Raw genomic sequence first — 21,726 nt, 5'->3', positions numbered from 1 at the left:
CGAGGGCGGGGTCGGAGCCCTGGGCCCGGACGCAGGCCTCCCCCGGTCGCGGTTACGGGCAGATGCGGCGAGCCCCGAAGCTCCGGGCCCAACCCCGGCAGGTGCCCGGCGCGCTACGGAGGCCCGTTCCCCCGGCCCGGCGCCGCCCCGACCGCGGGCGCCCGCGAACCCAGGCCTCTCCCGCGCCCCGACCGCCCCCGCCCCACCGCCCCGGGGGCTACGGTGGCCCGGACCAGGGCCTCCCCCGGCCCGGCGCCGCCCCGACCGCGGGAGCCCGGAGCCCCGGCCCGGGGGCGCCCCCCGCCCCCCGGGGGCTACGGGCAGGTGTGGGGGCGGGCGTAGAGCGCTACGCGGGCGCCGCGGACCTCCGTGGTGGAGCAGAGGTCGAACCAGGCCGCCAGGGTCTGGCGTTTGACCGCCTCCCGCGGGTACGGGTCCACCGGCTGGTCGGCCGGGTCCAGCAGGGCGATCACCCGCGGGGACGCGATCAGCGCCTCCCGGATCTCCACCGACGGCAGCTCCGTGCCCTGCAGGCTCCGCGACGCCGCCGGGGACCGGTCCAGGGCAATGTCGCGGAGCCCCCCGTACACGCGGGGCGACGACAGCAGCCACTCGCGCCGCCGCGACGGCAGGAACACGACCGCGTCACCCGGCCGGGCCCGCTCCCGCACCGCGGCGGCCACCGCGAGGGCGTCGTCCTTGCGGCTCTCGGGGGTGCGCAGCCACACCGACCACAGCGCGGTCGGCGCCAGCAGCGCCACGGCCACCGGCCAGACCCACACCCACCGGAGCGTGCCGGGGCGCAGCGCCGCCAGCCGCGCCCCGGCCAGCAGGGCGAGGCCCGCCAGCGCGTACAGCACGTACCGGTCCACGTACCAGGGGTGCGCCAGCGACAGCGTCAGCAGCAGCCCCGGCGGCAGCAGCACCAGCGGGAGCGCGACCCGTACGAGCTCCCGTTCCGCTCCCCGCGCGAGCAGCAGCGCGGCGGCCGCGGCCGCCCCGTACGCCGTCCAGTCCTCCCAGCCCGGCCGCCCGAGCCAGCCCAGCTGCTGCCCCGCCTGCCGGGCGCTCACCAGCGCCAGCGGCAGCAGCAGGGCCGCCACCGCCCCGGCGGCCACCCACCAGCCGCGCGAGCGCCGGCCGGTGAAGGCGTGGGCGAGCAGGGCCAGCGCCGCGAACTCGTGCAACCAGCAGCCGACCAGCAGCACCAGCGCGTACGCAGCCCACCGCTCGCGCAGCATGAGGTACGTGGCCCACACCACCGCCGCCGCGACCAGGGCGTACGAGCGCCCCTCCTGCGCGTACATCTGCACGGGCGGCAGTACGGCGTACCCGAGCCCGGAGAGCAGCGCCGCCCGGTCCCCCGCGAGCCGGTGGCCGACGGCGGCCACGCCTGCGGCGGCGAGCGCGGTGGCGGCGACGGAGGGCAGGCGCAGGGCCCACAGGCCGCCGTCCCACAGGTGGAAGACCCCGTGCATGAGCAGGTAGTACAGGCCGTGGACGGCGTCGACCTGGCCCAGCAGCTCCCAGAGCCCGCCGAGGGGGCGGTGGGCCACCTGCCAGGTGACGGACTCGTCGCGCCACATGCTGCCGCCGCGCCCCAGGCCCCAGAGGCCGAGCAGGGAGGCGAGCAGCGGCGGCAGCACGCGCCAGGGGGCGATGCGGCGGATGGCGGCCTCCGGGTGCTGTTCGTACGGTGGTGGGGACTCCATACTCGGGGTTCGGCAGAGTCCTCGCGGAGGTGGGTGTGCGGGCGTTCCGAACGGCGGCGGTGACGGGGGTCCTGCTGGGCGCGGTGGTCCTGGGCGGCTGCGCGCCGTCCGGCGGAGACGGGAAGGGGACGGGTTCCCCCGCACCGGGCCCGGCGGCGGGCGGGACGACGGCACCCGGCCCGGACGCGACCCGTACGACGGACCCCGCGACGGCCCCCGCGACCGGCCCCGCGCCGTCCTCCTCCCCGGCCCCGGGCCCGGCCACGACCGGGCCGCCCGCCGGGACCCGACCGCCCGCCGCGGACGCGGCGCTGGTCCGCGTCTCCCGCACCGGCGGCTTCGCCGGGGAGACCCGGACGGTCGTCGTCAAGGAGGACGGCTCGTGGAGCCGTTCGGACACCAGGGCGGGGACGGAATCGTCCGGCCGGCTGTCGGGCGCGGCCCTCGACCGCCTGCGCACCGCGCTGCGCGAGGCGGACGTCGCCCGGCTGCCGAGGATCTCCACCGGCGGTCCGCAGGTCTACGACGGGTACTTCTTCACGCTCGTCCACGGCGGCCACGAGGTGGCGGGCGCGCAGGAGTCGCTGCCGCCGGCCCTGACGCGGGTGCTGGAGGCGCTGCCCCCGCTGACCGAGGGCTGATGCGCCGGGGGGCGGCAGGCCCCGGGAGGCACGGACCGCACTGCCGGACCACGCCGCCCGACCGCGCCCCCGTATCCCGCAGCCCAATCCCGCCCGTTCCCGCCCCCGAATCCCGTCTCCGGTCCGCGGCCGCCGGGGCCGCGCGGCCGGGGGTACGCGTCACCCCGCCGCCGCGGCCGCCCCCACCCCCGGCGGGGCCCGACGCCCGGCCTCCGAGGCCGGCCTCCGAGGCCGGGCGCCGCACGGCCGCCCCACGCCCCGAGGCCGCTCCCGCAGGGGTCCCGGCACCCGGCACAACCTCCGCCCTACCAGGGCGTTCCGCACAAATGCCCTGTCCGAACCCCGCATAGCCGCAGGCCGGTGCCTCCTCTACGCTGCACCCCACCACGCAGATCTTCATGGGGCGGGACCGGGACATGGAACAGACACACACCACCCACAACGGCGCCGCGGCGACACCCGGCGCGCAGCGGCGCGTGCTCGTCGTCGAGGACGACCGCACCATCGCCGAGGCCATCGCGGCCCGACTTCGCGCCGAGGGCTTCCAGGTGCAGACGGCCGCGGACGGCCCCGCCGCCGTCGCCGCGGCCGAGAGCTGGCTGCCGGAGCTGCTGGTGCTCGACATCATGCTGCCGGGCTTCGACGGGCTGGAGGTCTGCCGCCGGGTGCAGGCGCAGCGGCCGGTGCCGGTACTGATGCTCACGGCCCGGGACGACGAGACCGACCTGCTGGTGGGGCTCGGCGTCGGCGCCGACGACTACATGACCAAGCCGTTCTCGATGCGCGAGCTCGCCGCCCGGGTCCATGTCCTGCTGCGCCGTGTCGAGCGGGCCACGCTCGCCGCGCACGCCCCGCGCGGGGCCACCCTGCGGCTGGGCGACCTGGAGATCGACCACGCGCAGCGCCGGGTCCGGGTGCAGGCGGAGGACGTGCACCTGACGCCGACCGAGTTCGACCTGCTGGTGTGCCTGGCCGGCACCCCGCGTGCGGTCCTGTCCCGGGAACAGCTGCTGGCCGAGGTGTGGGACTGGGCCGACGCGTCCGGCACCCGTACGGTCGACAGCCACATCAAGGCGCTGCGGCGGAAGATCGGCGCGGAGCGGATCCGTACGGTCCACGGCGTCGGGTACGCCCTGGAGACCCCGGCGCAGGCATGAGCGGCCTGCCCGGGCAGCCCGCCCGGTCCCCGTCCGGGGGGCTCCGCCCCTTCTCGCCGTTCTCGATCAAGACGAAGCTGGGCACCCTCGTGGTGGTCTCGGTCTTCATCACGACGGGCCTGCTGCTGGTGGCCCTGCGCACCGACACCGAGCTGCGCTTCATCACCGTCTTCTCGGTGATCGCCTCCATGCTGATCACCCAGTTCGTGGCGCACAGCCTGACGGCCCCGCTGGACGACATGACGACGGTGGCCCGGGCGATATCCCGCGGGGACTACACGCGCCGGGTGCACGGCGTCGGGCGCCGGGACGAGCTGGGCGACCTGGCCGCGACGATCAACCTGATGGCGGACGACCTGGAAGCGGTGGACCGCCACCGCAAGGAGCTGGTCGCGAACGTCTCGCACGAGCTGCGCACCCCGATCGCGGCCCTGCGGGCGGTCCTGGAGAACGTCGTGGACGGGGTCTCGGCCGCCGACCCGGAGACGATGCGCACGGCGCTGAAGCAGACCGAGCGCCTGGGCCGCCTCGTGGAGACGCTGCTGGACCTGTCCCGGGTGGACAACGGGGTCGTCCCGCTGCGCGCCCGCCGCTTCGAGGTGTGGCCGTACCTGTCGGGGGTCCTCAAGGAGTCGGGGCTGGCGGCCGCGGGCCGGCCGGGGCTGTCCTCCGGGTCGGGCGGGCACACCCGCAACGACGTGCACCTGCACCTGGACGTCTTCCCGCCCGAGCTGACGGCGTACGCCGACGCCGAGCGGCTGCACCAGGTGGTGGCCAACCTGATCGACAACGCGGTCAAGCACAGCCCCGCCCACGGCCGGGTCACGGTCCGGGCCCGGGCCGGCGAGGAGCCCGGGAGCCTGGCCCTGGAGGTACGGGACGAGGGTCCCGGCATCCCGGAGGCGGAGCGGCTGCGGGTCTTCGAGCGGTTCAACCGTGGCAACGCGGGCGGCGGCGACGGCGGCACCGGGCTGGGCCTCGCCATCGCCCGGTGGGCGGTGGAACTGCACGGGGGGCACATCGGGGTGGCCGAATCGTCACGGGGCTGCCGAATCCTTGTCACACTGCCGGGCAGCTCCCGGGCGCCGCGTTGACGTAGGGTTCGAGTGGGAAGGACATGATCTCGGCCACACGTGCCCGGGGTCGTCAGGGGTGCGAAGCCGCGGGGGCCGCAACCACGCTGTTCCCTACCCGAACCACGCTTGTTTCCCGCCATTCCAGGCGGCGAAACCCGCCGTTCGATGTGACCTGCGTGACGGAAGTCCCGCCCGGTCTGCAGGGAGCGCCCCGAGAGGCGTAGCCTTTATTCCCGCTGTCCATACCTTGTGAAGCGGAAGAGGGCGGTTGCCGCCGTGTCGCCACAGTCCCCCAGTAATACGAGCACCACGACCGAAGCAGCAGGGGGCGGGAACAACCCCGCCTCAGGCTTCGGTGCCAACGAGTGGCTCGTCGACGAGATCTATCAGCAGTACCTCCAGGACCCGAACTCGGTCGACCGGGCCTGGTGGGACTTCTTCGCCGACTACAAGCCGGGGGGCGCCGTCGCTCCGCCCAAGTCGGAAGAGCCGAAGAAGTCCGCGACGACGGACGGCGCCTCCGCACAGGCCGCCACCGCCGCCGCAGCGCCGCAGGCCGCCGACGCCGCCACGGGGGCGGCGAGCACCGCGCGAGCGTCTGCGCCGGCCCCTGCCCCCGCGCCCACGCCTGTGTCAGCTCCTGCCCCTGCTCCTGCCACCCCCTCTGGTGCCTCTGCTGTGACTGTCACCTCCCAGGCCCCGGCCGCCGCACCGGCCGCCGCCGCTCCCGCTCCCGCCGCCCCCAAGCAGGCCGCGCCCGCCACCGAGGCCCCCGCGGGCCCCGAACTGGTGACGCTCCGCGGCCCGGCGGCTGCCGTCGCCAAGAACATGAACGCCTCCCTGGAGGTGCCGACGGCCACGTCCGTCCGCGCCGTCCCGGTGAAGCTGCTGTTCGACAACCGCATCGTCATCAACAACCACCTCAAGCGGGCCCGGGGCGGGAAGATCTCCTTCACCCACCTCATCGGCTACGCGATGGTGCAGGCCATCAAGGCCATGCCGTCGATGAACTACTCCTTCGCGGAGAAGGACGGCAAGCCGACCCTCGTCAAGCCGGAGCACATCAACTTCGGTCTCGCGATCGACCTCGTGAAGCCGAACGGCGACCGCCAGCTCGTCGTCGCCGGCATCAAGAAGGCCGAGACGCTCAACTTCTTCGAGTTCTGGCAGGCCTACGAGGACATCGTCCGCCGGGCCCGCGTCGGCAAGCTGACGATGGACGACTTCACCGGCGTCACCGTCTCGCTGACCAACCCCGGCGGTCTGGGCACCGTCCACTCCGTGCCCCGCCTGATGCCCGGACAGTCGGTCATCATGGGCGTCGGCTCGATGGACTACCCCGCCGAGTTCCAGGGCACCTCCCAGGACACCCTGAACAAGCTGGGCATCTCGAAGGTCATGACCCTGACCTCGACGTACGACCACCGCGTCATCCAGGGCGCCGCCTCCGGCGAGTTCCTGCGCGTCGTCGCGAACATGCTGCTCGGCGAGGACGGCTTCTACGACGACGTCTTCGAGGCGCTGCGCATCCCGTACGAGCCGGTGCGCTGGAACCGCGACATCGACGCCTCGCACGACGACGACGTCACCAAGGCCGCCCGCGTCTTCGAGCTGATCCACTCCTACCGGGTGCGCGGCCACGTCATGGCCGACACCGACCCGCTGGAGTACAAGCAGCGCAAGCACCCCGACCTCGACATCACCGAGCACGGCCTCACCCTGTGGGACCTGGAGCGCGAGTTCGCGGTCGGCGGCTTCTCCGGCAAGTCGATGATGAAGCTCCGCGACATCCTCGGCGTCCTGCGCGACTCGTACTGCCGCACCACCGGCGTCGAGTTCATGCACATCCAGGACCCGAAGCAGCGCCGCTGGATCCAGGACCGCATCGAGCGCCCGCACAGCAAGCCGGAGCGCGAGGAGCAGCTGCGCATCCTGCGCCGGCTGAACGCCGCGGAGGCCTTCGAGACCTTCCTGCAGACGAAGTACGTCGGCCAGAAGCGCTTCTCGCTGGAGGGCGGCGAGTCCGTCATCCCGCTGCTCGACGCCGTCATCGACTCGGCCGCCGAGGCCCGCCTCGAAGAGGTCGTCATCGGCATGGCCCACCGCGGCCGTCTGAACGTGCTCGCGAACATCGTCGGCAAGTCGTACGCGCAGATCTTCCGCGAGTTCGAGGGCAACCTCGACCCGAAGTCGATGCACGGCTCCGGCGACGTCAAGTACCACCTGGGCGCCGAGGGCACCTTCACCGGCCTCGACGGCGAGCAGATCAAGGTCTCGCTCGTCGCGAACCCCTCGCACCTGGAGGCCGTGGACCCGGTCCTGGAGGGTGTCGCCCGCGCCAAGCAGGACGTCATCAACAAGGGCGGCACGGACTTCACCGTCCTGCCGCTGGCCCTGCACGGCGACGCGGCCTTCGCGGGCCAGGGCGTGGTCGCCGAGACGCTGAACATGTCGCAGCTGCGCGGCTACCGCACCGGCGGCACCGTGCACGTGGTCATCAACAACCAGGTCGGCTTCACCGCCGCCCCGGAGTCCTCGCGTTCTTCGATGTACGCGACCGACGTGGCCCGCATGATCGAGGCGCCGATCTTCCACGTGAACGGCGACGACCCGGAGGCCGTGGTCCGCATCGCGCGGCTCGCCTTCGAGTTCCGCCAGGCGTTCAACAAGGACGTGGTCATCGACCTCATCTGCTACCGCCGCCGCGGCCACAACGAGTCCGACAACCCGGCGTTCACGCAGCCGCTGATGTACGACCTGATCGACAAGAAGCGCTCGGTGCGCAAGCTGTACACCGAGTCCCTCATCGGTCGCGGGGACATCACGCTGGAGGAGGCCGAGCAGGCGCTCCAGGACTTCCAGGGCCAGCTGGAGAAGGTCTTCGCGGAGGTCCGCGAGGCCGCCACGCAGCCGGCCGCCGGCGGCCCGGTCGCGCCCGCGCAGGTCGCGCAGGTGTTCCCGGTCAGCGTGGACACCGCGATCTCCCAGGAGGTCGTCAAGCGGATCGCCGAGTCCCAGGTCAACGTGCCCGAGCATGTCACCGTCCACCCGCGCCTGCTGCCGCAGCTGCAGCGCCGCGCGTCGATGATCGACGAGGGCACGATCGACTGGGGCATGGGCGAGACCCTGGCCTTCGGCTCGCTGCTGATGGAGGGCACCCCGGTCCGGCTGTCGGGCCAGGACTCCCGCCGCGGCACCTTCGGACAGCGGCACGCGGTCCTCATCGACCGGGAGACCGGCGAGGACTACACCCCGCTGCAGTACCTTTCCGAGGACCAGGCCCGGTACAACGTCTACGACTCGCTGCTCTCCGAGTACGCGGCCATGGGCTTCGAGTACGGCTACTCGCTGGCCCGCCGGGACGCGCTGGTCCTCTGGGAGGCCCAGTTCGGCGACTTCGTCAACGGCGCGCAGACCGTCGTCGACGAGTTCATCTCCTCGGCCGAGCAGAAGTGGGGCCAGACCTCCGGCGTCACGCTCCTCCTGCCGCACGGCTACGAGGGCCAGGGCCCGGACCACAGCTCCGCCCGTCCCGAGCGCTTCCTGCAGATGTGCGCGCAGGACAACATGACGGTCGCGATGCCGACCCTGCCGTCGAACTACTTCCACCTGCTGCGCTGGCAGGTCCACAACCCGCACCACAAGCCGCTGATCGTCTTCACCCCGAAGTCGATGCTGCGTCTGAAGGCGGCGGCGTCGAAGGCGGAGGAGTTCACGACCGGTTCGTTCCGCCCGGTCATCGGCGACAGCACGGTGGACCCGAACGCGGTCCGCAAGGTCGTCTTCTGCGCGGGCAAGGTCTACTACGACCTTGAGGCCGAGCGGGAGAAGCGCGGCATCACCGACACGGCGATCATCCGTATCGAGCGGCTGTACCCGCTGGCGGGCGCGGAACTCCAGGCGGAGATCGCCAAGTTCCCGAACGCGGCGAAGTACATCTGGGCCCAGGAGGAGCCGGCGAACCAGGGCGCGTGGCCGTTCATCGCGCTGAACCTGATCGACCACCTCGACCTGGCGGTCGGCGCGGAGGTCCCGGCGGGCGAGCGCCTGCGGCGCGTCTCGCGCCCGCACGGCTCGTCCCCGGCGGTGGGCTCCGCCAAGCGCCACCAGGCGGAGCAGCAGCTCCTCCTGAACGAGGTCTTCGAGGCCTGACAGCCCCCGCACCACCCGGAAGGCCCGGCCCCCCTCGGGGGCCGGGCCTTCCGGCATACCGCACCCGCCCGCGGGGGGGCGAAGGGCCCCGTGCCCGTTACGGTTGCGGCTCGAAGTCCCAGTACGGGCGGGTGCGCTGCTTGGCGGAGAGCGTGTGGACGTGCTGGGCGCCGAGGGTGCGGGTGAGGCCCTCGATGGCCGCGTCCTCGTGCGCGGCCGCCTCCGTGTCCTCGCGTACCGACCGGAGGTCCGCCGCCAGTGCGATCCGGGCGCTCAACGCCATCGGGTGGTCCGCGCCCAGGACCCGTTCCGCGGTGCGCAGTGTGGCGCGGCTCAGGTCCAGCGCTTCCTGCAGGCGGCCGTTGATGTTGCGGTGCCCGGTGGCGTTGAGGGCGCAGCCCAGCGTCCAGGGGTGCCGGTCCCCGAGCGCGTCGCCCATCGCGGTCAGGGCCTGCTCGGCGAGGCGCAGTGCCTCGGCGCGCTCGCCCTGGGCGCGGAGTACGAGGCCCAGGTTGCCGGCGGTGCCGATGCTGTACGGGTGGGCGGGGCCCAGTTGCGCGCGGTAGCCGCCGACCACGTCCTCGGAGATCCGGCGGGCCTGGCTGATGTCCCCGTACTCGCGCAGGTAGGTGGCGTAGTCGGAGGCGACCATCAGGGTCCACGGGTAGTCGGCCCCGAAGACCCTCGTGGCCCGTTCCCACACCGTCCGCAGGCGCAGCCCCGCGCCGGCGGTGTCGCCGCAGCGGCGCAGGCACAGTCCGAGGTTGTGCTCGGCCCGCAACGCCTGCGGGTGGTCCGGGCCGAGGACCTGCGTGTTGAGTTTGACGCCCTGTTCCTGCCGGGTCTGCGCCTCCCGGTAGCGGCCCATCAGCCGCAGTCCCATGGCGCAGGCGATCCCGGAGGCGAGGGTGGAGATGTGCAGGGCCTTCAGGACCCGCTCGCGGCGGCGCAGGGTGTCCAGGTCGAGGTCGTAGGCGTCCTGGTAGCGGCCGAGGAGGCGGTAGGTGGCGGCCAGGTTGTTCTGGGCGTCGAGGGTGACCGGGTCGTCCTCGCCGAGCAGTTCGCGGTAGGCGGCCAGGCCGTGCTCGAAGATCTCGCGGGCCGGCTCGAAGTCCGCGATGCACAGCAGGACTCCCCCGTACGCGCTTCCGGCGCGCAAGGTCTGCAGGTCCCGTCCGCCGCGCTCCCGTTCGAGCCGGTCGGCGACGGCCCGGGTGAGGGCCTCCGCCCTGCGGAAGAGGCCGAGGTTGCGCAGGGCTCCGCCGTACGGGTAGCTCAGCTCCCGCACCATCGGGTGGTCCTCGCCGAGCGCGGCGCGCCAGGCCCGGTCGGTCTCCTGCGACAGCCGCAGGCAGGTGCGGTACTCGCCGGCGAGCAGCAGGTAGCGCAGGCAGTGCAGGAGGAAGTTCTGGATCCGGGGGTTGCCGCTGGCGAGCACTCCGGACGTGGTCAGGTGGGGGACGAGCTCGGCGTAGCGGGGCCACAGCCGCGCGTCGGAGGGCCGGCCGGGGTCGGCCGCCGCGAGCACCTGGCGGACGGCGCGGGCGAGCGGTTCGGCCTCGTCCTCGGCGAGGTCCTCGCGGACGATGCCGTGGACCATGCGGTGCAGTTGTACGGTCTCCAGCCCGCCACCCTCCTCCACGGGCAGGTCGGAGTACTCCAGGCGGACGACGGAGAACTGCACGAGCTTGTTCAGGGCGGCGTTCCACCGGATCTGGTCGTTGAGCAGCCCGGCCAGGTCCTCGGGCACGTCCTCGGCCGGGAACTCGCGCAGCAGCCGCAGCGGTACCGGTCCGGGTGCGAAGAAGACGAACAGGCGCAGCAGGGCGAGGGCGTCGGGGAAGTTCTCCCGGACGTTGTTGAGGAGTATGGCGAGGGCGGTGGGGAAGGGCAGCGGGTAGTCGTCGGAGAGGGTGACGGCGTCGCGGGAGTCCAGCCGGCGCCGGAGCAGCTCCAGGTAGTCGTCCACGGTGAGCGGGGAGTCGGCGAGCCAGCCGGCTGTCTGGTCGAGGGCCAGGGGGTAGTCCTCCAGGGCGTCCGCGAGCTGGTCGGCCTCGGCGGCGGTCAGCCGCTGGGCCCGGCGGCGGATGAAGGTGACGGACTCGGGCCGCGCGTAGAGGGGGACTTCGAGCAGGCTGGTGTGCCGGGATCCCCAGGCGCGGTTGCGGGAGGTGATGATGACGTCGCCCGCGCCGGAGGGCAGCAGGTCGGCGAGGTCGTCGGGGTTGTCGCAGCCGTCGAAGACCATCAGCCAGCGGTGGTACGGGGCCCCGCGCCGCAGCGCTTCGAGGACGGCCCGGATCTGCTCCCCGTAGCGGCCGGCGCCGGGCGGCAGGCCGAGGGCCGGAGCCAGGTCGGCGAGGCGTTCGCGCAGGGTGGGCCGGTCCTCGGCGGGGACCCACCAGACGACGTCGTACTCGGAGGCGAAGCGGTAGGCGTACTCGGTGGCGACCTGGGTCTTGCCGACTCCGGAGAGCCCCAGCAGGGTGACGGTGGAGGCCCCGGGCGGCGCCTCGGTGAGCGTCGCGCGCAGGGCGCCGATGACGTCGTTGCGGCCGGTGAAGCGCGGGTTGCGGCGCGGGACCCGGCCCCAGACCTCGGGCGGGTCGTTGGGGAAGCGGGGTCCCCGGCGGCCGGTCTCGGCTCCGATCCCGTCGGTGGGCAGTTCCAGCCGGCGCAGCACGCGGTACTCGGCCTCGTACGCGTCCAGTCCCCACAGGTCCGTCTTCTCCAGGACGGCGACGGCGCTGGGCAGCGGGGCGTCGGTGAGGCAGACGGCCGCGAATCGCTCGGGGTGGCGGTCGGTGACGGTGCGCAGGGCGGTGTTCCACTCCTCGTCGGTGTGCGTGCCGGCGGAGAAGTACCGTTCGCTGAGGACGAGCAGGACCCGGCTGCCGGAGCGGGCGAGGTCGTCGAGGGCGGGGGCGAGCCCGGGGCCGCCCTGCGGGTCCCAGCGCTGGAGGGCGACGCGGTGGCCGTGCTCCTCCAGGCGGTGGGCGATCCACACCGCCCAGGGGCGGTTGAAACCGGCGAAGCTGATGACGAAGCGCTGCGGCCGCTGCGGCCTGCGCGCCGCCGGGTCGCGTTCCTGACGACTACCGGTCATGCTGCCGTCTCCTGGGGTGCGGGCGGTGGACGGGGTGGGGGTCCGGACGGGATGGGGGACCTGTCGCGGACGTCACCGGGGCGGAGTCCGCTGCCACGGGTCCACTGCTGCGGGTCCGCCGCCGCCGGTCCGCCACCGCTCAGCCGTCGGCGAACGGCGCGAGTTCGGGGTGCGCCTCGCGCCAGGCGCGGCGCTCCCGGTCGACGGCGCGGCGGGCGGTGGCGTGCTGGTCCCCGGGCGGCGGCAGTTCGTCCATGGCCCGTTCGGCGGCGGCCATCGCGTCGGTGAACTCCCGTCCGGCGGAGGTCAGTCGGTCGTGGGCGCGCAGGGCGGGCAGGACGGCGGCCACCTGGGCCCGGATCCGGGCGTGCTGGGCCCAGGCGCCCCGGGCCCCGTAGAGGGCGGCGCGCTGCCAGTACCCGGCCAGGGCCAGGTGCGCGTAGGCCCCGTGCAGGAGCCCCTCCAGGGGGCGGGGGTCGGCGCGCCACGGGGCCCAGTGGCGGGCGGTGCGGTCGGCGGTGTGCAGGGTCAGCACGTCGGTGAGGGCGACGAGTTTGCCGTACTGGACCTCGTGGACGAGCGTGGCGGCCAGCGCGGGCGGGGCCTGGGCCCGGGCCAGTACGGACCCGGCGGCGGCGGGCGGGGTGACGCGGCTGGAGCGGGAGCCTCCGGCGAGGGGTACGACGGAGCGCAGCAGGTGGACGGTCTCCTCCGCGCGGGTGGTGTCGTAGCGGTGGAGGAGGGAGAGCGCGCCGGCCCACTGGGTGTCCCAGCGCTTGTGCCCCTTGGCGGTGAGCCGGCGGGCCGGGCGGACGGGCGCCGGGCGGGACGGGCGGGGCGCGCGGTACGGGTCGAGGTCGTCGAGGGTGGTGCTGCCGCCGGGCAGGGTGTGCAGGGGCAGCGTGGCGGGGTCCTCGGGGTCCCAGGAGCGCTCGGTCAGGGCGAGGGGGCCGGGGCGCTCGGGGCGCAGCAGGCCGAGGGTGGGCAGGACGAGGCGGCCGTGCACCGGGCGCAGGGTGGCGGTGAAGCCGATCCCGGCGCGCAGGGCGGCGGCGACGGCGACGGCCCCGAGGTGGGCGAGGTCGGGCGCGGGTCCGTGGGGGGCGTGCAGGCGGCGCAGGGTCTCCTCGGCCCAGACCCCGGTGGCGGGGTAGTGCAGTACGTCGCGCACGGCGGCGGGCGCGTGCCGTTCGGCGTCCTCCAGGAGCGCCCAGTGGTCGGCGGTCTCCCCGGCCGGGCCATCGGGAACGGCGTCGAGGACCTCGCGGAGCAGGACCAGGCGCTTCGAGCGGCGGATGTCGCGGACGAGGCGGGTGCCGTCCGGGGAGGGCTCGGTCGAGGCGACGGCGCGCAGGGTGCGGGAGGAGACGTCGAAGGAGGTGAGCGCCGGATTCACGAGGCGGCCCCCGTCGGGCGGCCGTCGGCGCGGGGCGGGGTACGCGGGGCGGCGGGGAGTGGGGCGGCGGGGAGTGGGGCGGCGACGTCGAGGCGGGCGTACCGCCGGGGCGCGTGGCAGGCGGGCCGGTCCCGGAGGGAGCGATTCCGGTGCGGGGGCAGCCCGGCGCAGCCGGCCTTCGTGTGCCTCATCGCCTTACCTCCCGCTGCGGACGCTGCATCCCTGCCCTCCGGACGGGCCCGCCTAACGACGGAAAACAGTCAACCGCCGCCCCGGGGCGCGGGGTCGGGGCGGTGGCGGGGCCGGAGGCGGGGTGGGGTTTGGCGGTCTCGCCACCGTGTCGGGTGTCCCCTCGCCGCTTCGGGGGGCTTCAGCGCTGCCCCTCCCCTGCCCCGGGTCGCGGCGGTGCGTCAGGGGCTCGACTCCAGTGCGCGGACCCGGGACAGGGCGGCCTCCCGGTGTTCCGAGGGCGGGTCCCCGAGCCGCTGCCACAGCTCCAGGGCGGCCCGGTAGGCGGCCAGCGCGGCGCGGGGCCGGGCCAGCCGTTCCAGTACCTCGCCGCGTGACTGCTGCGCCCGGGCGGCCAGCCCGAGGGCCGCTCCCCGGTCCTCCTCCCGGCGGTGCTCGTCCCCGCCCGCCTCCAGCGCGGAGCGCCAGGCCCGACGGTAGGAGTCCACCGCCCGGTCGAGGCGGTCCGCAGCCCGGGTGTGGCCGTGGATCTCCCGCTGCACGTCCCCGTGGTCCTGCCAGGCCCGGGCCCGCTCCAGGGGGCAGCGGCTCTGCCGGACGGCCAGTTCCAGCAGGTACTCCGCCTCGCGCAGGTCCACCGGGTCGCCCTCGTACGCGTGCCGCAGCCGGAGCCCGGAGGCCAGCCGCAGCAGTCGGTGCGCGGACCCGGGGTCGGACCGCGCGACCGCCGCCCGGCTGTCCCGCAGCACCCGCACGGCGGCCCCGGTGAACCGCCGCCCGTCGGGCGCCGCGCGGGCACGGTGCAGGAGTACGTCCCCCCACTCCGGCAGCAGTTCCGCGAAGGCCTCGGCGTCCCGGGGAATCAGCCGCCGGGCCCGGCCGTACGCCTCGGCGGCATCCTCCAGGGCCGCCGGGTCGGCGTCCCGCGCGTACCGGGCCCGGTGCACCCGCGCGAGGCAGACGAGGGCGGCGACGCGCAGTTCCGGGTCGGGTCCGGGCTCCTCCAGGGCAGCGCCGAGTTGCCCGGCCGCCTCCTCCAGGCGCCCTGGGAGGTGCCGCAGCGCCCCGGCGAGCTCCAGCCGCACCCGCGCCACCGGCTCGGACGCCGGTTGGGGACCGCCCAGCCGCACCTCCAGCACCGCCCCCAGCCGCGCGGCGGCCTCCTCCGCGAGGGCGCCGCGCTCTCCGGCCCCCGAGGCGTGCGGCACGAGCGCCACCAACACCTGTCCGAGCACCAACTGCACCTCGGCGTCCCCCGACCCGGGCTCGGCCGGGCTCCCGCTGCCGTACCCGGGAGCGGCGCCCGGTCCGGCACCGGGCCCCGTACCACCGGCAGGAGCCGCCTCGGCACCACCCTGCGCAACCGGGGGCACGGACCCGCCCACCCAGGACGCCGCCGCCCCGGGCGGGGGCGCCGCCTCGACCGGCTCGGCCGTCTCCCTCGTCCCGCGCGACAGCAGAGGGTCCGCCGCATCCGCCGCCCCGGGCGGGGCCGACTCGCTTCCAGCGACGGCGGCGTCGGCGTCGGCGTCGGCGGCCGACTCCTGCCCGGCGGACTCCTCAGCGGCGTCGGACGGGCGCGCGCGTTCGCCCGCCAGTTCATTGTCCGCCCGCTCCGACCCGACCGGAACGGAGACGGGCGGAGGAACATCAGGCCTGGTACGGCCCGAGCCACCGCTCCCCGAAAAGTCATCCGGCGGTGCAGGGCCGTCCCCGGCCGAGGCGGAGCCCCGCCGACCGTCGGGGTCACTGTCGGCGCGTGGAACGGCCGCCCCGGCGGCAGCCTCGGACGACGGCCCCGCATCGGACGGCGGGCCCGACCGGCCGACCTCCCCGGACGGAGCACCCACGCCAACGCCGGCTTCGGCCCCCGGCCCCGCGCCGGACGACGGGCCCGACCGGCCGGCCTCCCCGGGCGGAGCACCCACGCCAACGCCGGCTTCGGCCCCCGGCCCCGCGCCGGACGACGGGCCCGACCGACCGGCCTCCCCGGGCGGCGCGGCCGCCCCCGCGGGAGCGGCCGCCCGCCCGGCCTCAGGCGTCAGGCGCTCCGCGCCCTCGCCGCCCGGCGGGGGGCTCACGGGCGGAGGGGACACAGGCGGCCCAGGCGGCGGTTGCGAAGGCGACTGCGACTGCGGGGACCCAAGCGGCTCAAGCGGCGCAGGCGGCTCAGGCGGCGGCTGCGGCGGCCACGCCGCCGTGAGGGGGGTGAGGGCCGTGCGGGCCTCGTGCAGGGGCGTCGGGTCGGCGTGGAGGGCGCTGAGGTGGAGCAGGGTGCGGGCGCGGTGGACCGCGCAGTCGCGCCGGAGCCGCGCGTCCCCCGTCGCCCCCGCCGCCGCGAACTCCCGCTCCGCCGCGCCCAGCAGCTCCGCGTCCGGTTCGCCCTCCAGCGCCCGCTCGTACAGCACCCGGCCCAGTACCGCCCGCGCCGCCGCGACCGTCCGCAGCGCGGGCGCGGCCACGGCCCGCTCGGCCTCCGCCAGGAGTTCCGGGTCGCGCTGCTCCGCCCACAACCGCAGCAGTGCCCCCGCCAGTTCGGCCTCCGCCTCCCCCGGCTGGTCGCCCGGCGCCTCGGGGGCGGCCACCGCGTGCCGCAGTACCGCCACCGCCTCGTACACGGCCCGCGCGTCCCCGTCGGCGAGCCGTTCGCGCGCCTCGCGCACCGCGGCCGCCCGGGCCCTGGCCGGCGGCGCGGCCGGCGGCGGGGCGGGCGCCGGGCCCGCCGCCGTCCCGGGCAGGTACCGGCGTACGACCTTGGCCGAGACCTGGGCGAACGCCTGCGCGAACGCCTCCGGCAGCCGCCCGGCCGGCGCCCGTACGGGGTCCCGCGGCCCGGCTTCCGGCAGCGCGACGGGCACGCCCGTCAGCTGCGAGACGGCCAGGGCGGGGAAGTTCCGCACCCCGCGCCCGAAGTGCGCCAGCACGTACTCCGAGCAGTGCTTGAGCACCAGCGCCGCCTCGTCCCGCCCCAGCGGCCCCAACAACACGTCCCGCACCCCGGGTACGAACTCGTACCACTGCCCCGCCGGCGGTCCCACCCGCCGCAGCAGCCCGCTCAGCAGGACCTCCGCCAGGTCGGACGGTTCCGAGTCCGGCAGCATCGTGCGCTGCACCAGCCGCATCACCGGCACGGTGAGCGGCGCCGCCGACAGGTAGACCGCCAGCTGGACGGCGCGCGGCCCGGCCGAGGACCGGAACCGCGACACCAGTTCGCGCGGCGGCCGTTCGGCACGCGGCGGCGGTACCCGCGCCGCCGGGTGGTCCGCCCGGACCCGGGCCACCTCGGCCGGTACCGGGCCCGCCCCCAGCCCGGCGACGAGCCGCGCCCACGCACCGAGCGCGGTGGCGCTCGGCGGCAGCACGGGCACCGTCAGGCCCCCGGTGGGCCGCCCGGGCCACGGCGGCCGGTCCGAGCGGAACCGCAGCTTCCCGCCCCCGCCCTCGACCCGGGCCAGGGTGCCCCGCTCGGTCGGCAGCCAGCTGCGCCCCCACAGCCGCTGCGGCAGCGGCTGCACGACCACGCACGGGGTGCACTCGGCCCACCGGTGCAGCAGCCGCTGCGCCGCGCCCTCCCGCCACAGCGGCCCGGCGCAGTCGGAGACCACCATGGTCAGCGCCCGTCCGGTCGGGTCCCGCAACTGCTCGCCGGACCGCATCCCGGCCCCGGGCGCGGGGCCGCGCCCGATCGCCGCCGTGCCGTCCGCGAGCCGGTGCAGGTAGTGCACCTGGACGTCCCGGAAGGCCCCCAACCGCTCGCACACGGAACGCAGTTCCTCGAACATCTCCTGCCACACCGCCATCGAGGGCGACGCGTCCATCACCAGCCGTACGGTCGCCTCGCGCCGGCTCTCCCCGCGCAGCACGGGGATGATCAGCCCGCAGGCCCGGGCACTGGCCTCCACCGTGGCCGGCTCGTCGAGCACCGTCCGGGTGGGCGGCCCGGGCGGCCGGTGCCGCTGCAGGACGCGCAGGGCCCGCTGGATGTCCAGGATGCGCGGCAGCGCCGCCGCCCCCGGCACCCGTACGGGCACCCCCCGCTCCCCCGGCGGTCCCTCCGGGGCGGCGGCGTCCCCGGGCCGTACCGCTCCGGGCCCGTCCGCGACGGTCGCCCCGCCGGCCTCCGAGCCCGCCCGGTACGGGGGCTCCTGGGCCGCGTGGAGCCCGACCGGGCCCTCCGCCTCCTCGGGCGTCCCCGCGGACGAATGCGGCTTCTCCCCCGCGCCGGCCGAATCCTCGGCTCCCGGACCCGGCCCGGACCCCGGGGCGCGGTCTCCCGCGCCGGGCCCGTGCGCCGATCCGGGCGGCCACGCGTGCGCGGCGCCGGGCCCCGGGCCGGGCCCGATCCGGCCGGCCAGCCAGAGCGCGTCGGCGAGCTCCCCGGCCGTCGGATCGAGCCCGGCCTCCCGGAGCAGGGCGGCGAGCTCCCGGATGCCGGACCCGCCGGCCCCGCCGGTCGCCCCGGGCCCGGGCACCGGCGGCGGGCCCGACGCCGATGGCGCCGACGCGGACGGTGACGGTGACGACGGCGGTGACGATGCCGGCGGCGGCGTCGTCGCGTCGGACGGTGGGGGCACGGCCCCTCACCTCGGCCGGTCGAGGCGCTGGATGAGCAGGTCGGCGAGGTCCTCCCGGGTGGGCGGGGCGGCGTAGTGGGTGAGGTAGACGGCGTTGAGGAGCTGGTCGGCGGCGACCAGTTCGGACTGGGAGCGGCTGAGGAACTCGCGGATCAGTTCGGCCCCGAGCCGGGCGGCCTCCTCCCCGAGGTGGGCGCGGACCATGGTGGCGAGCCGCTTCTCCCCGGGCTGGCCGAGCTTGAGCTGGACGCAGCGCCGCAACAGGGCGGCCGGGAAGTCACGTTCGCCGTTGCTGGTCATGATGATGAAGGGGAACGCCCGGCACTGCACCCGGCCGCCCCGTACGGTCACCTTCGCCCCGTCGTCGTTCAGGACCTGGACCTCCGGCTCGGTGTCCGCGACCCGTTCCAGCTCGGGGAGGGCGAACTCCCCCTCCTCCAGCACGTTCAGCAGGTCGTTCGGCAGGTCGATGTCGCTCTTGTCCAGCTCGTCGACGAGGAGCACCCGGGGCCGCGTGGCGGGCAGCAGCGCGGTGCCCAGAGGACCGAGCCGGATGTACTTGCCGATGCCGGGCACCCGGCCCGGCCCCTCACCCGGCCCGCCCCAGGCCCCGCCGCTCGCCGCGATCTGGACGTCCTGGAGCCGGGCGAGGGCGTCGTACCGGTACAGCCCGTCCTGGAGCACCGTCCGCGACACCACGGGCCAGCGCAGCACGCGCCCCAGCTTCAGCTCGTGCGCCACCGCGTGCGCGAGGGTGGACTTCCCGGTCCCGGGGAAGCCGGTCACCAGGAGCGGCCGCCGCAGGTACAGCGCCGCGTTGATGGCCTCCAGCTCCTCGGGCTCGGGCCGGTGCAGCTCGGCGGCCTGCCGGTGCGCCCCTAGCCGCCGGGCGATGGCACCCTCGGACGCCCCGGCCGCCCCCTCGCCCGGACCGCCCGGACCGCCTGAACCACCCACCCCGCCCGAACCACCCGGCGGCGCCTCCACGGGCCCGCCGTCGAAGTCGCGCCACGGCGGGGGATCGGGCAGGGCGTCGATCCCGTCGTGCGGCTCACCGACCCCCCGGTAGATGAGCCATTCGTCGTTCATGGCCGCTGCTCCCTCCTGCCGGTCACAGGTCCCCCTGGAGCGGCTCGTCCTCGGGCAGGGCGCGCGCGGGGTCGTCCCACACGAGCGCGGCACCCGCCGCCCAGTACGCGTCCGGGTCCGCCCCGTACGCCCTCCCCCGCAGCGCCTGCATCCGCAGCGGCAGTGTCTGCGCCTGTCCCGCGTCGGCCAGTTCCTCGCGCAGGCCCCGGTGGAAGGGGGCGCACGAGGCGGCCGGGTCCGCCGGGGGCTGCCGGCACACCACCACCCCGTAGCCGGCCTCCCGGGCGGCGTGCAGCGACCCGAGCGTGGGTTCGGCGTCGGGGGCCCGGCAGTGCACCGGGACGGTGTTGTCGGGCAGCCCGGACAGCCACTCCGTCGAGGGGGCGCGCGGCCGGCCCCCCGCGCAGTCGGCCCGCTCGTCCGCGACCGGGCCCGCCTGCACCCGGGCCCACCGGGCGTCGGCCGCCGCGAATCCGGCGGGCCCGGCCGGGCCGGCGCCGCCGACGGGATGCCGCAGGACCACCGGCCGCTGGACCCCCACCGGGACCCCGCCCACCAGCCGCCACTCCTGCACCCCGAGGCCGAACAGCTCGGGCGCGACGGCCACTTCGAGCAGCGCCGCCGCCGCGTGCGTGTCGCACCGCCGGAACGCCTCCGCGAGCGGCGCCCGTACGGCCTCGGGCAGGCCCGCCCGAGTGGCGCGAACCCCCTCGTCCACCGGTGTCACCCGCCCCGGACGGGCCGGGCCGGCCAGGACCGAGACCCGCCAGTCGTACACGTCCTCCCAGCTGTGCGCCCAGACCTCCAGCAGCACCGAGGCCCCCGGCACCAGTCCGCCCGACGGCCGGGCCCGGCCGTGCGCCGGCCGGCCCGCCGAGGACCTCCGGCGCCGCTCGCGCTCGGCCAGGCCCCGCTCGTGGCGCTCCCCGAGCTCCCGCCGCAGCGGCCGCCACAACCGCTCGGCCGTGGCCCGTACCCAGTCCCACAGCTCCTCGTCGGCGCCCGGGGTCGGCGGCTCGCGGTAGTCGGCGGCGCTGACGTCCGTCGCGTAGCGGAGCATCGCGGCGGCCTCCCCCGTACCGCCGGGCGGGTCGTGCAGCAGCCCCAGCCCGTCGCGCCAGCTCAGCGGGGCCGGGGGCTGGGGGTCCGGTTCCTCTCCGCGGGCCGCCTCGACGAGGGCCCGTACGACCTCGGAGGAACCGGGCGGGGGCAGCTCGGCGAGCAGCCCGCACAGGGTGGTGCGTTCGCCCGGGGTCAGCCGCCCCCGGCCGCCGTACGCGTCGGCCTCCTCGGACGGCAGCTCGCCGTGCACGTCCGTCCAGGTGCGGCGGCTCTGGAGGTCGCTCAGGTGCTGGTCGTAGTGGTAGAGGTCATGGGCCTGCATGACCCGCCGGTAGAGGCCGATCTGGCCCCGGGCGGCCGTCGGCAGGGTGCGCAGCTGGACGACGGACACGGCGAGCCCGCCCCCGGCACCGGAACGCCGGGCCTTGACCACGCCGACGACCTCGCCGCGCGCCAGGTCCACCACGGGGCCGCCCGACATGCCGGGGTCGATGTCGTCGTCGCCGCCGAGCCGGATGGCGGCGCCGTTCCCGGCGGTACCGTGCAGCCGGGCGGTGCGGCCGGTGATCTCGGGTGTGCCGAGGTCCTCGGTGCAGCCGAAGTAGGCGACCTCGTCGAAGCGGGGCCTGGACCGGTCGGTCAGCCAGACGCAGGCGTGCGAGACGGGCGCGAGGACCCGTACGAGCGCCAGGTCGGGCAGGTCCCACAGGGCCCGGGGGCCTGGGCGGCGCTCCTCCAGCCGCTCGGGCAGGACGCATTCCACGCGCCCGGCGACGGTCCCGGTCGCGCCGTTGCCGCCGGCGGAGAAGGTGATGCCGACCTCGCGCCCCGTCAGACGCACCGCCGCACCCCCCTCGCCGACCACATGGGCGCACGTCAGGAGCCAGCCGGGGGCGATGAAGAAACCGCTGCCCCACGTCGGTCCGGGCGGGAAGCCGCTGCGGGTCCCATACCCGCGCGGCGGGGCGTGGACGCGTACGGTCGCGGCGTGGACGAGGGGTTCGAGGAGCTCGAAGGCGCGCGCGGTACCGGCCGTGCGCCCGTCGGTCATCCGCGCCCCCCACTCGTGAGGCATCCAGGCTACCGCCGGGTACACCGCGGGGGGAGGTCTCTCCGCGCATCGCATTATCCTGGCGGGAAACACCCCATCACGGCACGGAGCCCCCCTTGTACTTCACCGATCGCGGCATCGAGGAGCTGGAGAAGCGGCGCGGCGAGGAGGAGGTCACCTTCGAGTGGCTCGCCGAGCAGCTGCGCACCTTCGTCGACCTGAACCCGGACTTCGAGGTCCCGGTGGAACGCCTTGCCACCTGGCTGGCCCGGTTGGACGACGACGAGGCGGACGACGAGTAGCGTCCGCCGCCGGTCCGGTCGCCCCCGGCAGGACGGCCTCGGCGAGGAGGAAGCCGCCCGAGGCAGGCGGCCGCGCACCTCGCGCACGCGCGGCGGGGGGCCGGCGCCGGGGGGGGGGCCCCCCCCCGGTCGGGGTGGGGGGGGGGAAGCGACAGGGGGCGATGTTTCCCCAAACAATGCGGGGGAATAGGCGCTGATGTTGGAGGGCCGTGAGGGCGG

Annotated in this window: 11 protein-coding genes; 5 read left to right on the top strand and 6 right to left on the bottom strand. The window is 75.9% G+C overall.

Annotation, left to right across the window (positions count from 1 at the left end):
• Positions 1 to 314: 314 nt before the first annotated feature.
• On the bottom strand, positions 315 to 1,712 hold the full coding sequence (locus tag ACFWUQ_RS04315; protein ID WP_384532554.1) for a hypothetical protein: 1,398 nt from the start codon (positions 1,710 to 1,712) through the stop codon (positions 315 to 317).
• A 35-nt stretch (positions 1,713 to 1,747) separates the two neighbouring features.
• Here ACFWUQ_RS04315 and ACFWUQ_RS04310 point away from each other — a divergent pair, with 35 nt between their 5' ends.
• From ACFWUQ_RS04310 to ACFWUQ_RS04295, 4 genes are all read left to right on the top strand, one after another.
• Positions 1,748 to 2,353, top strand: a complete 606-nt coding sequence (locus tag ACFWUQ_RS04310; RefSeq protein WP_384532551.1) for a hypothetical protein — start codon at positions 1,748 to 1,750, stop codon at positions 2,351 to 2,353.
• 416 nt (positions 2,354 to 2,769) lie between these two features.
• Entirely contained in the window at positions 2,770 to 3,510 is a 741-nt protein-coding gene (locus tag ACFWUQ_RS04305; RefSeq protein ID WP_384532548.1) for a response regulator transcription factor, read from the top strand.
• On the top strand, positions 3,507 to 4,604 hold the full coding sequence (locus ACFWUQ_RS04300; protein ID WP_384532545.1) for an ATP-binding protein: 1,098 nt from the start codon (positions 3,507 to 3,509) through the stop codon (positions 4,602 to 4,604). The genes ACFWUQ_RS04305 and ACFWUQ_RS04300 overlap by 4 nt, the downstream gene beginning before the upstream one ends.
• 258 nt (positions 4,605 to 4,862) lie before the next feature.
• Positions 4,863 to 8,738 carry a multifunctional oxoglutarate decarboxylase/oxoglutarate dehydrogenase thiamine pyrophosphate-binding subunit/dihydrolipoyllysine-residue succinyltransferase subunit gene (locus ACFWUQ_RS04295; RefSeq protein WP_384532543.1) on the top strand — a complete coding sequence of 1,292 codons (3,876 nt, stop codon included), beginning with the start codon at positions 4,863 to 4,865 and terminating at the stop codon, positions 8,736 to 8,738.
• A gap of 97 nt (positions 8,739 to 8,835) precedes the next feature.
• Here the strand turns inward: ACFWUQ_RS04295 and fxsT are convergent, their stop codons facing one another.
• From fxsT to ACFWUQ_RS04270, 5 genes are all read right to left on the bottom strand, one after another.
• The gene (gene fxsT / locus ACFWUQ_RS04290) at positions 8,836 to 11,844 is read right to left on the bottom strand and encodes an FxSxx-COOH system tetratricopeptide repeat protein (protein ID WP_384532540.1); all 3,009 of its coding nucleotides are present in this window, start codon (positions 11,842 to 11,844) and stop codon (positions 8,836 to 8,838) included.
• Between the two features lie 139 nt (positions 11,845 to 11,983).
• Positions 11,984 to 13,240 carry an aKG-HExxH-type peptide beta-hydroxylase gene (locus ACFWUQ_RS04285; protein ID WP_384532537.1) on the bottom strand — a complete coding sequence of 419 codons (1,257 nt, stop codon included), beginning with the start codon at positions 13,238 to 13,240 and terminating at the stop codon, positions 11,984 to 11,986.
• Between the two features lie 410 nt (positions 13,241 to 13,650).
• Positions 13,651 to 17,901: an SAV_2336 N-terminal domain-related protein gene (locus tag ACFWUQ_RS04280; RefSeq protein WP_384532534.1), complete on the bottom strand. Its 4,251-nt coding sequence runs from the start codon at positions 17,899 to 17,901 to the stop codon at positions 13,651 to 13,653.
• A gap of 108 nt (positions 17,902 to 18,009) precedes the next feature.
• Positions 18,010 to 19,092 (bottom strand): AAA family ATPase, encoded by a 1,083-nt coding sequence (locus tag ACFWUQ_RS04275; RefSeq protein WP_384532531.1) that lies wholly within the window; start codon positions 19,090 to 19,092, stop codon positions 18,010 to 18,012.
• Between the two features lie 22 nt (positions 19,093 to 19,114).
• Positions 19,115 to 21,229 carry a trypsin-like peptidase domain-containing protein gene (locus tag ACFWUQ_RS04270; RefSeq protein ID WP_384532528.1) on the bottom strand — a complete coding sequence of 705 codons (2,115 nt, stop codon included), beginning with the start codon at positions 21,227 to 21,229 and terminating at the stop codon, positions 19,115 to 19,117.
• Between the two features lie 92 nt (positions 21,230 to 21,321).
• Between ACFWUQ_RS04270 and ACFWUQ_RS04265 the strand changes: the two genes are divergently transcribed.
• On the top strand, positions 21,322 to 21,507 hold the full coding sequence (locus tag ACFWUQ_RS04265) for a DUF6104 family protein (RefSeq protein WP_008741559.1): 186 nt from the start codon (positions 21,322 to 21,324) through the stop codon (positions 21,505 to 21,507).
• Positions 21,508 to 21,726: the final 219 nt, after the last annotated feature.

This window comes from Streptomyces sp. NPDC058662, from assembly GCF_042716255.1.
Taxonomy (GTDB): Bacteria; Actinomycetota; Actinomycetes; order Streptomycetales; family Streptomycetaceae; genus Streptomyces.
This window is presented reverse-complemented; position numbering and strand designations above follow the sequence as displayed.

What these genes read in the sequence shown, in the direction of transcription:
- ACFWUQ_RS04300 (WP_384532545.1), top strand. Translation starts at nt 3,507, where the DNA reads ATGAGCGGCCTGCCCGGGCAGCCCGCCCGGTCCCCGTCCGGGGGGCTC.
- fxsT (WP_384532540.1), bottom strand. Translation starts at nt 11,844, where the DNA reads ATGACCGGTAGTCGTCAGGAACGCGACCCGGCGGCGCGCAGGCCGCAG.
- ACFWUQ_RS04270 (WP_384532528.1), bottom strand. Translation starts at nt 21,229, where the DNA reads ATGCCTCACGAGTGGGGGGCGCGGATGACCGACGGGCGCACGGCCGGT.
- ACFWUQ_RS04315 (WP_384532554.1), bottom strand. Translation starts at nt 1,712, where the DNA reads ATGGAGTCCCCACCACCGTACGAACAGCACCCGGAGGCCGCCATCCGC.
- ACFWUQ_RS04305 (WP_384532548.1), top strand. Translation starts at nt 2,770, where the DNA reads ATGGAACAGACACACACCACCCACAACGGCGCCGCGGCGACACCCGGC.
- ACFWUQ_RS04275 (WP_384532531.1), bottom strand. Translation starts at nt 19,092, where the DNA reads ATGAACGACGAATGGCTCATCTACCGGGGGGTCGGTGAGCCGCACGAC.